This window comes from Methylophilus sp. TWE2 (assembly GCF_001183865.1).
Lineage (GTDB): Bacteria > Pseudomonadota > Gammaproteobacteria > Burkholderiales > Methylophilaceae > Methylophilus.
Genome location: NZ_CP012020.1, coordinates 1,875,226 through 1,889,191, shown reverse-complemented (window position 1 = coordinate 1,889,191; position 13,966 = coordinate 1,875,226). Strand labels below are relative to the sequence as shown.

General features: G+C 48.0%; 13 protein-coding genes and 4 tRNA genes. 15 read left to right on the top strand and 2 right to left on the bottom strand.

All coding sequences use genetic code 11. From position 1 onward, the window contains the following. Positions 1-27: 27 nt before the first annotated feature. Positions 28-2,067 carry an ATP-binding protein gene (locus tag ACJ67_RS09070; protein ID WP_231587137.1) on the bottom strand — a complete coding sequence of 680 codons (2,040 nt, stop codon included), beginning with the start codon at positions 2,065-2,067 and terminating at the stop codon, positions 28-30. Positions 2,068-2,470: 403 nt separating this feature from the next. Between ACJ67_RS09070 and ACJ67_RS09065 the strand changes: the two genes are divergently transcribed. Continuing rightward, the gene (locus ACJ67_RS09065) at positions 2,471-3,586 is read left to right on the top strand and encodes a DUF2914 domain-containing protein (RefSeq protein WP_049638788.1); all 1,116 of its coding nucleotides are present in this window, start codon (positions 2,471-2,473) and stop codon (positions 3,584-3,586) included. Here ACJ67_RS09065 and ACJ67_RS09060 read toward each other — a convergent pair. Beyond that, positions 3,583-4,419 carry a 23S rRNA (adenine(2030)-N(6))-methyltransferase RlmJ gene (locus ACJ67_RS09060; protein ID WP_049638787.1) on the bottom strand — a complete coding sequence of 279 codons (837 nt, stop codon included), beginning with the start codon at positions 4,417-4,419 and terminating at the stop codon, positions 3,583-3,585. The two genes, ACJ67_RS09065 and ACJ67_RS09060, sit on opposite strands and share 4 nt — an antisense overlap. 267 nt (positions 4,420-4,686) lie before the next feature. Here ACJ67_RS09060 and ACJ67_RS09055 point away from each other — a divergent pair, with 267 nt between their 5' ends. From ACJ67_RS09055 to ACJ67_RS08995, 14 genes are all read left to right on the top strand, one after another. After that, positions 4,687-5,418: a cation diffusion facilitator family transporter gene (locus tag ACJ67_RS09055; RefSeq protein WP_049638786.1), complete on the top strand. Its 732-nt coding sequence runs from the start codon at positions 4,687-4,689 to the stop codon at positions 5,416-5,418. A 39-nt stretch (positions 5,419-5,457) separates the two neighbouring features. Beyond that, complete coding sequence (locus ACJ67_RS09050) at positions 5,458-5,637, top strand: 4-oxalocrotonate tautomerase family protein (RefSeq protein WP_049638785.1); 180 nt, start codon at positions 5,458-5,460, stop codon at positions 5,635-5,637. Between the two features lie 175 nt (positions 5,638-5,812). After that, the gene (locus ACJ67_RS09045) at positions 5,813-6,562 is read left to right on the top strand and encodes a hypothetical protein (RefSeq protein WP_082163989.1); all 750 of its coding nucleotides are present in this window, start codon (positions 5,813-5,815) and stop codon (positions 6,560-6,562) included. A gap of 114 nt (positions 6,563-6,676) precedes the next feature. Beyond that, a complete protein-coding gene (locus tag ACJ67_RS09040; RefSeq protein WP_156171666.1) occupies positions 6,677-7,237 on the top strand; it encodes a hypothetical protein in 561 nt (186 codons plus the stop codon). A gap of 316 nt (positions 7,238-7,553) precedes the next feature. Beyond that, positions 7,554-8,261: a hypothetical protein gene (locus ACJ67_RS09035; RefSeq protein WP_082163988.1), complete on the top strand. Its 708-nt coding sequence runs from the start codon at positions 7,554-7,556 to the stop codon at positions 8,259-8,261. An 82-nt stretch (positions 8,262-8,343) separates the two neighbouring features. Next, on the top strand, positions 8,344-8,865 hold the full coding sequence (locus ACJ67_RS14835) for a hypothetical protein (RefSeq protein ID WP_156171665.1): 522 nt from the start codon (positions 8,344-8,346) through the stop codon (positions 8,863-8,865). A gap of 251 nt (positions 8,866-9,116) precedes the next feature. Next, entirely contained in the window at positions 9,117-10,916 is a 1,800-nt protein-coding gene (gene uvrC / locus ACJ67_RS09030; RefSeq protein WP_049638782.1) for an excinuclease ABC subunit UvrC, read from the top strand. Between the two features lie 29 nt (positions 10,917-10,945). Then, positions 10,946-11,527 (top strand): CDP-diacylglycerol--glycerol-3-phosphate 3-phosphatidyltransferase, encoded by a 582-nt coding sequence (pgsA, locus tag ACJ67_RS09025; protein ID WP_018985004.1) that lies wholly within the window; start codon positions 10,946-10,948, stop codon positions 11,525-11,527. A gap of 265 nt (positions 11,528-11,792) precedes the next feature. After that, a tRNA-Gly gene (locus tag ACJ67_RS09020) sits at positions 11,793-11,868 on the top strand. 61 nt (positions 11,869-11,929) lie between these two features. Next, a tRNA-Cys gene (locus tag ACJ67_RS09015) sits at positions 11,930-12,003 on the top strand. A gap of 5 nt (positions 12,004-12,008) precedes the next feature. Then, a tRNA-Gly gene (locus tag ACJ67_RS09010) sits at positions 12,009-12,084 on the top strand. Positions 12,085-12,153: 69 nt separating this feature from the next. After that, positions 12,154-12,240, top strand: a tRNA-Leu gene (locus ACJ67_RS09005). A 186-nt stretch (positions 12,241-12,426) separates the two neighbouring features. Next, positions 12,427-13,293, top strand: a complete 867-nt coding sequence (locus tag ACJ67_RS09000) for a YihY/virulence factor BrkB family protein (RefSeq protein ID WP_156171664.1) — start codon at positions 12,427-12,429, stop codon at positions 13,291-13,293. Between the two features lie 261 nt (positions 13,294-13,554). Then, on the top strand, positions 13,555-13,803 hold the full coding sequence (locus ACJ67_RS08995) for a helix-turn-helix transcriptional regulator (RefSeq protein WP_018985006.1): 249 nt from the start codon (positions 13,555-13,557) through the stop codon (positions 13,801-13,803). The last annotated feature ends 163 nt before the right edge of the window (positions 13,804-13,966 follow it).

Below are 13,966 nucleotides of genomic sequence, written 5' to 3'. Positions count from 1 at the left end.
TGAGTGAACATGGTGAAGGTGCCCGGCTTATTTGTTGGAGCGTTTGGGTGAGAGCTTGCTACGTTGGTGTTGCAACTGTACGCGTGTCTCATCATAGCAATCTGCCACGGCTTGATATAGGCCGGAAATGGTCTGGGCATCTTCCATGCTTAACCCCAGCAGGCGACGACTGTGTTTACTCAAAGGAATCAGGCCCATATTGGCAGACTCGCCTGCCAATATGTGTGCCAGCTTATGCACTTGTTCAAAGTTAAGGTCCATGCAATGCGTGCCCAGTGAACGCATCAATTCATCGGTAGTCTCTAAAAACTCTGTAATCAATTTGTGGAGAAAAGCTTCACTGCCACCCAGCTTGAGCAAATGAGCCATGCGCTCATCGTCCAGCAATGGTTCCACAGTGGGGGGTAGGCTGGCAATGAGGGGGGCAGATTTTGGCTTTAAAGACCTCATGGGTGAGTCAGGAGATCTTGCGTCCACAAACTTTTGATCTGCGATAGCAGACGCAGCCCGCGTTTCTGCCGGCTTGGATTTTTTGCGGCGGACGGGCGTGGTTTGTGCGGATTGCTCAGTGTCTATCGTGCTGGCAATCGCTTCTATCAAGGTCTGGATTTGCCGCGAGACGACTGGCTTGGTCAGCACCTGATATACGCCTGCACGTAAACAGCGCTCTTGTGTCGTTTTTGTGGCATCCGCGGTGAGAATCACTGTTCTCAACGGTTTGCTGCCCGGTAGTGCATGGTAAATGTTAAACACTTCCAGGCCGTTCATTTCCGGCATGTTGTAATCTAGTATCATCAGGTCAAACTGGTGATGCTCCAACGCATCCAGGGCATCATCGCCATTCTCAACGGCCTTGACGATACAGTGCATTTTTTGCAAGGTTTCATTCAGGATTAACCGGTTGACCACATTGTCATCCGCAATCAGTACGCGAATTTTCTTGCGGAACTTGTTATGGCTACTCAGCGGCACCACATTTGACTGACTATCCAGATTGATTTCGTCTTTGACAGGCTGTGCCGGTGCTGCTGCGTGCATCAGTGGCAAATTGACCACAAAGGTAGTCCCCACATTGACCTGGCTGGAAACCTCGATATTGCCACCCATCACCTCAACCAGCTGTTTGGCAATCGAAGTGCCTAAACCAGTGCCACCGTAACGTCGGGTGATGCTGCTATCTGCCTGGGTGAAGCTGTCAAAGATCATCGGCAAAACTTCGGCTTTAATGCCTATGCCAGTATCACGAATGCGGAAAGTCAGCTGGTTGGTATCACTGATCGTGACATCAATACCGCCATGCTGTGTAAACTTGATGGCATTGGCAATCAGGTTGACCAGTACTTGCTCGATATGGTGCAGGCTACCCACATAGTGGCGTTCTGTTTCTGGGCCAAGATCAAATCTCAGCCATAACTGTTTTCGCCCCACCTCAAGCTGGAACATCAGTTGCAATCGCTGAACCAGGTCTGGCAGGAAGAAAGTGATGTCTTCCAGCTCTACCTTGCCTTTTTCAATCTTGCTGATATCCAGCACATCGTTAATCAGTTTTTTGAGGCTGGAGGCTGAGGTGCCTACCATTTTTAACAGCTCGGATTGCTTGCCATCCAGTTTGGTTTGCGCCAGTAACTCGCTGGCACCAATAATCCCGTTTAGCGGGGTGCGCATTTCATGGCTGATGTTGGAAACAAAGTTGGTCTTGGCTTCGTTAGCCTGGCCGGCTTCCTTGGTCGCTTTTTCCAGGCTGATTTGCAGGCGCAAGGTATGTGGAGGGATCAGCAAAAGGGTGAGGAAGAAGCCATAAGCCAAATGCTGGTGCTCCACCCAATAAGGGTTGAGGTAAAGCGTCACGCCAAAACCAATCAGGCTAAACAAATAACAGCCTTTAAAAAACTTGGTACCATAGCGCAAGCCATAACCAATAATCAGCCACAGGTAAACGCCAATAAACACGCCGGCCATGGCGCCTGAAATCATTTGCTCCAACGACGTGGCAGTGATATCCATAATCATAGCCGTCCATTGCCGCTTTTCATTTTTCTCCGGATCCTTCAGGATGTTATATAACATTAGGAAGCCAAAGCATAGATAAACCAAGCACAGCAAGATCGGTTCATAACTGCTGTGATTGAAGAAAAGATAGAGCGTGATAAAACTGACAAAAACAACACGGATTAAAGCCTGTTCAGTTTCATTACTGACAGACTTTATCTCTGTGACTTTCTGTTTTAACTGTCTGATTAAATCTCGCATGCTTGATAATCGATGAGGGGTTGCCGCTAGCTAGCGTTTCGCAAAGCGAAATCTAACCTATATTGATAGTTAACGGACTTTTCTTAAGATAATTTAAAGTTTAACAGGCTAAATTTGATTATCAAAGAAAGTTTACTTTTTAGGGTGCAAAATACTATTGTCGTTGGCGTTATCTATGATAAAAATGCCGACGTCCTGTATTCCATAGTGCTTTATCTGCATGACCATTTCTGATCACTCATCACCTGGCAGGCTATCACGTTTGCTGGCGCGTAGCCGGATGATATTGCCCATCTCATTTTTTGTGGGCGGCTTTGTCTGGGATGCCATTACCATCGGCAAAAAGGTAGCCATGTCTGATATGGTGATCTTTGCCTTGTATTTGTTGGTGGCAGCGCTGCTCATGCACCAGCTGGCTGAACCCTATTCTTCCGTCAGGCGGTTGGGTGAACGGCTATTAAACTGGCAGTGGCTGCAAAACCGTGTTTCCAGTTGGCCAGTCCAGGATTGGCCATACTGGATATTACAGTTTTTGTTTGGCAGCCTGTTGAGCGCCTTGTTTATTCTTTATTTCAAGAGTTCAAGTTATGGACTGGCCTGGGTCGTCACATTGATATTAGGGGTATTGCTGGTTGCCAATGAATTCATGGAAGGTGAATACCGCCGGTTCAGCCTGTGCTGGAGCATGTTTGGATTGTGCTCCATCCTTTGGTGCAATTTTGCCTTTCCGTTTGTATTTGGCAGCGTACATGCCATCTGGTTTTATTTGAGTACCTTGCTCGGCGCGACGGTCACCTATGTGTTATACCAGCGTGCACCGCGACATGTCGGGCGTATCTGGCCAGTATGGTTGATCGCAGGCTTGCTTATGCTGGCCTATCGTGCCGACATGATTCCGCCCGTGCCGCTGGTCAAGCAGGCCGTGGTCATAGCTTATGAACTGGAGAAAACCCCTGAAGGCTACTGGATGACGGTTGAAAAATCTCCCTGGTGGCAATTCTGGCGTGTCGATAGCGATCATTTTTATCTGCAACCAGGCCAAAAGCTGGTGTGTTTCTCGGCAGTGTTTGCTCCACAGGGCTTGCAGACCAAATTGTTACATGACTGGCAGAAGAAAGTCGGCGGGGAGTGGGTCAGTGTTTCCACACCAGGGTTCTCATTGACTGGCGGGCGTGATAGCGGCTATAGGGGTTACACCTATAAGAGCAACGTGACAGCCGGCGAGTGGCGTGTGCGCATACAAACCTCCACCCGGCAAACTATCGCCGTCCACACCTTCACAGTCTCTTTAGACACTGAGCTGGATGTGCAGCATAGGGCCAGAATCCGCTATTAACGCTGGCGACCCTCGCAATGTGCACGTGCTGTTGTATCTTGCGCCAGGGTCTTGGCCAGCCAATCCAGATGCGGCTCTAAGGATTGACGCAGTGTCCACGGCGGGTTAATCACCCACATTCCGCTACCGTGCATACCAAAGCCATCGGCGGCGGGTTTCTGCACATCCAGCGTGACATGCAGGTAATCGGTATCCAGGCTGCGTAGCTTGTCTATCATTTGTTGCGGCTCAGGCCTTTGCAGGCGAGGGTACCATATCAGGTAAGTGCCGGTAGCAAAGCGCTTCAGGCTGTCCTTAATACAGTTGACCACGCGTGAGTAATCGTCTTTAACTTCATAGGGCGGGTCAATCAATACAATACCGCGTTTAGTCGGCGGTGGTAAACAGGCCTTGATGCCTTCAAAGCCGTCTTTCGGTTGAATGGTGATTTGCCGTTTTTGTGCTGAAAATTGCTGTTCCAGCAAAGCCGCATCGGCCGGATGCAACTCAAATAAGCGTAATTTATCCACCGGGTTAATCAAATGACTTGCCAGCCAGGGTGAACCCGGGTAGAGCTTGGTCTGATCTTGATTTGCCGCCGCCACAGCCTCCAGATAAACCTTAAAAGCCTCAGGCGCCTCGCTTTGCTGCAAACGCAAAATGCCATCCAAGTATTCCGCCGTTTTATTCGCCACGCTGCTATCCAGGCGATACAGCCCGGCGCCCGCATGGGTATCAATCACCCAGTAAGGCTTATCCTTCTGGTTAAAATAATCCAGCACCAGGGTGAACATCCAGTGTTTTAAAACGTCGGCATGATTGCCAGCATGAAAGGCGTGTCTGTAACTTAACATGGTGATTTTCTCTACAAGCCAGCATTATCCCAGATTTTTCAACAGAGACTGTTTTATGTCGGAAAGTCGATAGGGTGCTTTTATAAAATCAAGTTGCTTACGTTTAGAATTCATGAGCTAGACAAGGCGCGATTAAAAAAATCTGACGCAGCATATAAGCAATATGTAAGAAAGAGTTTTTTGCGAGCAACGCCGTATCGCGACGTAAATTGAATTTATAGAAGTGCCCTATTGTGAAAAACAGCTAATTTGCATTAGCATGCAACCATGAAACCTAGCCATACACCTCACGAACATTCCCACTCATCTGGTCGCTGCCCTTATGGTCACGATCACGCAGATAATCACGGGCATGACCACAGCCATGACCATGCGCATAGCCATGATGATCACGAACATGGCAATCCGTTCTCGCTGCCATTTCTCGCGATTTCCATCTTTACCGTGGTCGAGTTTGTCGGCGGCTGGTGGACACAATCGCTAGCCTTGCTCAGTGACGCCTGGCACATGCTGTTTGATGTGCTGGCACTTGGCCTGGCGATGTGGGCAGCCCATCAGGCACGTACCGGGCATCCAGCCTCCAAGCAAACTGAGCGTAGGGTCTCCATGATCAACGCCGTCTCCATGCTGCTGGTCACTGGCTGGATTGTCTACGAAGCCATCGAACGCCTGCAAAACCCGCGGCCAGTCGCAGGCGGTTATGTCAGCATTATTGCCCTTGTAGGCTTACTGGTTAACGTCGTTGTTGCCAAGCACATGCACCATCAACATGAACATCATGGCGGTGATGCAAACTTAAATCACCGCGCCGCCTTCTTGCATGTGTTAGGCGACTTACTCGGCTCGGTTACCGCCGTGGTCGCGGGGGTGGTCATCTACTTTACCGGCTGGATGAGCATAGACCCCATCTTGTCTATCCTGATTTCAGTACTGCTGCTCGTGGTCACGCTCAACCTCATCAGAGATATTCTTCGCGGCGGTGCAGGTCATCACCACTAATTTAAAGATTATTCAATCAACCACAAAAGGAGCGTCAATATGCCTTATGTCAACGTCAAACTAGCCGGCTCTGTCACCAAAGAGCAGAAAAAACAAATTGCCAAAGAGATTACTGAAACCCTGCAAAAGCATGCACATAAAGCAGCTAATTACACTTATATCGTGTTTGAAGAGGTTGAGTATGAGGATTGGGCGATAGGTGGGGAGTTGTTAGGGTAGCTTGTTGCTTTTAGTTGGGTGTGTTTTCTTACTAAGCTGAGCAAATATTTTTGCTGCTGATTATTAAATTGATAAATATAAACAAAGCGTTATTGAAAGCAATGGTTGATGTTAACAATAGCTCTGCTTCAGGATATACACCGATTTCGGTGTCTACATTACGTTAGGACTATCTATGAAATGGTTAGATAAACTATTACGCCGAAACAACGAAGCTCCTATCGAAGATGACTTAAATCCGTCCATCTCTGAAGTTGAAGCTAATACAGACACTGAAGCTATTTTTCAGGCTACTTACGAAGCACGAGACGCATTTTACAAAACTCTGGGGGATGTTGATTCCGACGTAATAGCACCTCTTATTAATCCCGCCTTTATGGGAGGCCCTAGTTGGCCCAACTTGCGCCAAGCTTGGAAAGTTATTAGGCGCCCAGAATCAATCATTATTGTAAGTGATGGCCTATGTGACCCGTTTGAAGATGAAAAAATTCCACTTGGTTTTCGAGTTGAGGTTTGCGCTGAAATGGTAGGCACGATTGAGAATATTTCAGGTTCATGGCTCTTTGACTTAGTCCATCAAGTGAGTCAGAACGTAGCCTATCATGGTGGTTTTGACCAACTGATTGAACGGTATGAAACAGTCTCAACCATCTTGCCTATTCCTGAAGCCCCTTCACTGTTCAGAAATGAGCAAGATGAGGTGGGATTAGTGATTGGATTTCCAGCAAAAACTATTCCCAAAGGTTTTGACACTCCCTTTGGGTTTGTAAAGTTATTAGTAGTAACCCTTCTTCACCCAAAAGAGCTTGCATTTATTGAAAGTGGTGAGGAAATGGAGATTTTGAGAAATCAGCTAGTCGAAAAGTTGCAAAAAACTAAAACAGCTCACTTGTGCGTTACTGATAGGGTATCAGTAATTGAATAGTCCTAACCCATCAGTCAAGCGGGACTGGCGAAATTGCGCTTTGAATAAGCAATTATTAATAACGAGGGTTGAGCCAGCATTGTCGCCAGCCCCTTACTTCAAACGTTAGGCTATATGAAACTGCCACCACTTCCTCCGCTAGTTGGTCCTCTTATTGAAGGTTCTGTTACGTGGGACAAGATTTCAGATATTAGTTACACAACCGTTGGTTATCTTCTGTGCTGTCATTTAGTTTTAGAAAACTATATTGAAGCTTTTGTAGGAGCCAATATGCGCTCAGGCCTTTCTATTGAAAATGCCCGACTCACATTCAGCCAAAAACTTTCTATTATCGAGTCTTGGGAACTCCCAGAGCAATACAACTTCATGGCGAGCCTGAAGCACCTAAACGCACTTCGAAATAAACTCGGTCACAACATTCGCACTGTAATTTCGGAGAACGAACTTCTACCGTTGGTTCAATTCTTGGAAAAGGTCCGCGGGGACAAATTGGAGAAACGCGACGCCCTATCAGTACTTGAAGCTTATACGGGAACTGTGGGCGCCTACATGGCTTGTGCATATGTTGTTGCCAAGGAGGGTCCACAACAAGATTTACGCGCTTCATTCGAAAAGTGGGCAGTTAGTCACATGGATTTAACTCGCGTGAGTGATGCCCCACACAATGAAGCCTAACCCATCATTCAAGCGGGACGCCTAACGGCGCCCCTTAATTCAAACGTTGGGCCCTCACGAGATCGCTATGCAGCAGATGACAAATAGGCTTACGACGGAGCTTCGCCGTCTGTCATTCGAGAACCATGACCACTGCGTATCTTGCGGCCATTCCTTTAGGGAGGGTGATACGTCACACCTTGGTTATGGGTACGACGATAGCCCTCTGTATGTATGCGACGGTTGCATTAACAAGCTCAAAGAGACAGCTGTCAGGCATTACTTCTCGCCACGACCTTACGATGTGCCAGAGCAATCCAGTAAGTTATGGCGTTACATGGACTTCACAAAATATGTGAGCCTACTTTCCTCTCGTGGCCTGTACTTCACGCGCACTGACTGCTTTGAAGACATATTCGAAGGTGCGAAGGGACTCAAGAAGAATAAGGCGAAGTGGGATTCGCACTACTTGGAGTTCTTCCGCTCAGCAATCAAAAACCCTCCTGAGGGATACAAGTGCGAGCTATCAGACAGCGAAGTGGACGAGCAAGCTCAAAGGCTTCTGAGTGATCTGGAAGCGGGCGGCGAAGCTCATAAGAGAAGGACCTTTGTCAGTTGCTGGCATGAAAGCGAACACGAATCTGAGGCGATGTGGCGCCTCTACTCTAGCTTTCTTGCCAACGCTGTAGCTGTCCGAACTTCATATCAGAGCCTATACGTGTCCCTCGGTCGAGACCCATCGATAGACATTGGCCGCATCAAATACATCGACCTGAAAAAGAACTACGCCGGCGTCAATGATGCATTCTGGCGAAAGCGAAAATCCTTCGAGCACGAAAGAGAAGTTAGAGCGTTGCTTCTGGACTTCGAGTGCCAAGACCTCGGAAAGATTGTGCCGTGCGCTCTTGAAGTTCTTATCGAAGAAGTCTTCTTGTCTCCCAAGGCGCCGCCTTGGTTTGTCCGCTTGGTTAATGACGTAAACGAGAAATACGGCGTGACGGTTAAAGTCAGTCCGTCCGAATTGGTTGAGGAGCCATTCTTTTGAACGTCCATGGCCCAACCCATCATTCGAGCGGACCTGCGCGAAAAGCCGCGCAGGCCGCTCAATTCAAACGTTAGGGCTCAATTTGAGAATAGTTACATGTGAGAAGTGTCGTCTCATTATTCCTGAATCAGACAAGTCTTGGGATTTAGCGAGTCAGTTTAACATCTGTCCAAACTGTAAAAGTCTTCTAAGTAATTCTGTTAGTTGTGCAAGTACAGCCAAAACAAAAAACTATTTGTTTTTTGCACATTCAAAGCGAAGGGTTTTTATAACTTTTGCTTTTTTTGGGCCGCTTATTGGGGCAGTACCCTTTTTACTAATTTCACCTACTGCACATAAAGATGGCTTCATAATTATTATATTTGCCTACTTAATCGGAATAATCCCAGCTTCTTTGGCTGGGTTAATATTTAACTCATTAATGCCAAGTTACAGTAAATCAAAACGTTATCAAGAATTACTCTATGGCGCACTGTCTGGCCTACTGGGGGTTTTACCAATACTTGTTATATTTGGCAGTACAAAATCTTTAATGCTATTAATTGTTATTGCTTTAATAGGCGTAATCTCAGGGGGCATTTGTGGTCACGTTTCTAAACCCTAACCCATCATTCAAGCGGGACTGTGGACTTGCCTTAAAATAGTAGACACATGTACCTAACTTTTAGAAGATGTTAATTGGCTACAACAATCAAACGAGCATACGTTTGATATGGTGAGTTATTTAAAGCAGAGATCTTGCGAGTCTCACAAACCGGTGCACGAGTCTTTACTTTGAGTTTTGTTGTAAGTAAGAGATTTAATGGCTGCATGCATATTGAACCCACACAAATCTCATGATGCTAAAATGCCGTCATGTTTGACCCGAAGCCCATCCTCAAAAACCTACCCAATCTGCCTGGTGTTTACCGCATGCTCAACGCGGAAAATACTGTGATCTATGTAGGTAAAGCCAAAGATTTAAAAAAGCGGGTTTCGAGTTACTTTAATAAAAACCTCGCCAGTCCGCGTACCAAAATGATGGTGTCGCAGATTGCCAATATTGAGACAACCGTTACGCGCTCTGAGGCGGAGGCTTTGTTGCTTGAGAATAACCTTATCAAGAGCATCATGCCGCGTTATAACGTGTTGTTTCGCGACGATAAGTCTTATCCCTATATTAGCCTCACAAGCGATGCGTTTCCGCGGCTGGCATTTCACCGGGGCACGCAGCGCAAGGGGCATCAGTATTTTGGGCCTTTCCCCAGCTCGCCAGCGGTGCGCGAGAGCATACAGCTGCTGCAAAAGGTGTTTAAGCTGCGCACCTGTGAAAACACGGTGTTTGCTAACCGTTCGCGGCCTTGTTTGCAGTATCAGATTGCACGTTGTACCGCGCCATGCGTGAACCTGATTTCGCAGGAGGATTATGCGAGTGATGTGCGCCACGCGGCGCTGTTTCTGCTCGGTAAAACCAGTGAGGTGATGGATTCTTTGGCGGATGGGATGAATGCCGCTGCCGAGGCGATGGAGTATGAACAGGCAGCGGTGTTGCGTGACCGTATTCAGGCCTTGCGCCAGGTGCAGGCCAAGCAGTTTGTCAGTGACTTTAGCGTGAGTGATGCGGATGTGATTGCCTGCGCTGAGATTGAGGGCCAGCACTGCATTAACCTGGTGATGATCCGGGGTGGACGCCATTTGGGCGACAAGAGCTTTTTCCCCAAGAACGCGCAGGATGCCGAGCTGGTAGAAACGGTAGAGGCGTTTATTACCCAGTATTATGTGGCGCAAAACACGCCGCCGTTGCTGGTGTGCGGGGCGGAGATCGACAAAACCGAGTTCGAAACCATGCTCAGTGAGCAGGCCGAACGCAAAATCCGCGTGCTGACCAATGCGATTGGCGATAAAAAAGTCTGGCTCAAGATGGCGCAGACCAATGCTGAGTTGGCGCTACAACAACGGCTGGCGACTTCGGCCAATCAGCAGGCACGTTTGGTCTCGTTGCGTGAGGCACTTAACCTGGCCGAGAACACCGAGCGCATTGAATGCTTTGATATTAGCCATACCATGGGTGAAGCGACGGTGGGCAGTTGCGTGGTGTTTGACCGTGGTGATATGCAAAACAGCGAATATCGCCGCTATAACGTCACAGGTATCACGCCAGGCGATGATTATGCGGCCATGCGCGATGTGCTGACGCGCCGTTACCGCAAAGTCGCGGCGGGAGAAGGCAAGCGCCCAGACCTGATTTTTATTGATGGTGGCAAAGGCCAGTTGGGTGTGGCGATGGAAGTCATGCAAGAGGTGGGTCTCGACGACATTTTGCTGATTGGCATTGCAAAGGGCGAAGAGCGCAAACCCGGTCTTGAAACCATGATTTTCTCGGATACCGGTGAAATGCTGAATTTACCCGTGGACAACCCAGGCTTGCACTTGCTGCAACAAATTCGTGATGAGGCGCACCGGTTTGCCATCACCGGTCACCGCGCCAAACGTGCCAAAGCCCGGATTACCTCCAGCCTGGAAGAGATTGAAGGGGTAGGGGCCAAGCGCCGCAAAGCTTTGTTGACGCGATTTGGTGGCCTGGATGCGATAAAAAGTGCTAGCATAGACGAGATTGCCCAAGTGGAAGGCATTAGCCTAGCCCTGGCACAAACCATTTACGAGCGATTGCATTAAGTCCTTAGTATTCAGCCATCAAAAATAACATGTGGAATATCCCGAATATACTTACCCTGTTGCGCATTGCCATGATTCCGGTGTTTGTTGGCATCTTTTACCTGCCAGCGAATGCCGTGACGCCTGATGCAATGCCCGCACATTGGGTGAATTTAACTGCTGCTAGCGTGTTTATCCTGGCGGCACTGACTGACTGGCTGGACGGATACTGGGCACGCAAATATCACCAGATGTCGAAGTTTGGCGCCTTTCTTGACCCGGTTGCAGACAAACTCATGGTGGCCGCAGCCCTGATTGTGTTGGTTGAATTGCATCGGGTTGGTGCCGTGGTGGCGCTAATTATTATTGGCCGTGAGATTGCCATCAGTGCCTTGCGCGAATGGATGGCCAGCATCGGTAAAAGTGCCAATGTCGCCGTTGCTATGGTCGGTAAAATCAAAACCGCCGCACAAATGGTCGCCATTATTTTGCTACTCTGGTACGACCCGCTGTTTGGGGTAAATATACAATGGCTGGGCGAATGGTTGATCGTGATTGCCGCTTTGCTGACCCTGGTTTCTATGGGGTATTACCTGCGTGCAGCGTGGCCGGCAATACGCGAAACCATCTAAACAGTACTTCTATCAATTCAATTTCCGTCGCAATACGGCGTTGCCCATATCATGGGGTAAGCAGGCAATGCTTGAATCGCGTGCTCGCAAATTTTTTAATCGCGCCTTGTCTGGCACACGAGTAAAAAATATGAGCAACTTGAATTGTTAGAAGCCCTTAAAAAGCAAGTATAAAAAGAAACATTATTTTCAAAATCTTCCTTGACACCGGTCTTAAAATCATTAAAATGCCAGCTTCCTTACGACGCATGACGCAAGGAAATACGCGGGAATAGCTCAGTTGGTAGAGCGCAACCTTGCCAAGGTTGAGGTCGCGAGTTCGAGACTCGTTTCCCGCTCCAAATTCTGGGGAAAGCGCAGCTTTCCCTTTTTAACATAAGTTGTTTTTATGTTGTTGGTTCTGGCGCGATAGCAAAGCGGTTATGCCGCGGCCTGCAAAGCCGTTTAGGCCGGTTCGACTCCGGCTCGCGCCTCCAGATATGCGGGAATAGCTCAGTTGGTAGAGCGCAACCTTGCCAAGGTTGAGGTCGCGAGTTCGAGACTCGTTTCCCGCTCCATATTCCTCTTTAAACACCCATGCTATGCAAAGCTGATCAGGTGTTAGAATACAAAACTTGTCAGACTTCGCCCGGATGGTGAAACTGGTAGACACAAGGGACTTAAAATCCCTCGGCTTAACGGCTGTGCCGGTTCGATTCCGGCTCCGGGCACCAGTATCAAAAAGGACTTAGAGCTTTTCTAAGTCCTTTTTTCATTTCCAGTCAACCAGCTCAAAAAATTAGACCGCTCGTCAGCCCTTTCTGACATGTTAGCGCGGCATGAACTGATGCACCTCCTCCTCAGAATTTACTATCCTTATGTTATTTGCAAAGCATTAGTCACTCAAGATGGACAAAGTAATGAAAAGCGTTTCTGGCATGTCGATTAAACAAATCTGGCTTCTTTTTAAAACAGCCTTTAATGCATGGCGTGACGATTACGCGCAAAGCATGGGCGCTGCGCTGGCTTATTACACGCTATTTTCGATTGCACCGCTGTTGTTGATTGTGATTTCAATTGCAGGCCTCGTGTTTGGCCAGGATGCAGCACGTGGCGAGATTATCGGCCAATTGCATAGTCTGATGGGGCAACGCGGAGCCATGGCGATACAAACCCTGCTAGAGAGCGTGAGTCATCCCACCGAAGGCATCGCTGCAACGGTGATTGGTGTGGTGTTATTACTTGTAGGGGCGACTTCTGTGTTTGGTGAGTTGCAGGATTCGTTAGACCGTATCTGGAAAGCGCCTGTGCGCGAAGGCAGCGGCTTATGGCACTTATTGCGTGTGCGACTGCTATCGTTTGGCATGATTCTGGGGATAGGCTTTCTGTTGATGGTGTCATTGGTATTTAGTGCCGGGCTGGCCGCCATTAGCAAATGGTGGTCGCCGATGTTTACAGGCTGGATGTTGATTGCAGGCGTGCTAAATACCTTATTCAGTTTTGCGTTGACCACCGGCATGTTTGCCATGATTTACAAAACCATGCCACGCGCCCACATTGCATGGGAAGAAGTGTGGATAGGCGCTGTGATAACGGCGGTCTTGTTTACCATCGGCAAGTGGCTGATCGGCATCTACATCGGCAACAGTGCCTTTTCCAGTGCTTATGGGGCGGCTGGGTCTATTTTAGTGTTATTGATCTGGGTCTATTACTCAGCGCAGATATTCCTGATGGGCGCGGAACTGACGCGTGCCTATTCGCAAGTATTGGGTAGGGGAAAACGTTAATTTTAGCCTTTAAAAATGTATTCGCATTAAAGCGTGTAAAGTCATCCTCTATTGCGTGAACCAAATCAGTATGACATGCGTCATTTCACTCATCGCCAACACTTTATAAAATTGTATAATGTTGGTTGTCCTCAGGTCATTGCGTTTTTGAGGAGGGATTGATATTGGTCAATCTCCAGCATCTATGCGTCAGCTAAACTTTACCCAAGTTTAGCAAAGCGGTAGTAAAACGCGAACAATCAAAAGTTGTCAGGAAGTTGTGTGATTTACGTAGAGTTAAAGACGGTTATTTTAAAAAAACAATTAGAGTGGGGCAGAACCATCACCATTACCGAAATTGCAGATGCCAGCGGGATCAGCCGCATGACATTGCATCGCATGTTAAAAGACCAGACCTACAATGCTAGCACCGACCATTTGAATAAGCTGTGTGCTTATTTGCAATGTGATCTGTATACCTTGGTGCGCTGGGAGCCTGATATTCCGGTGCCGCAAGAGCAGGTTGCCTAGAAAAAACCTCCGATATCTTCGGAGGTTTTTTTATGCTGGCCAACATTTACGGTGGATTCCATCTTTTCTTGAATAATCATTTTCTTGCATCAATCACAGCCTAACCTCCTTTTTTGCCCATGGGGCCAATATCCATGCGGCTTAGCGGGCAATACCATTCAAA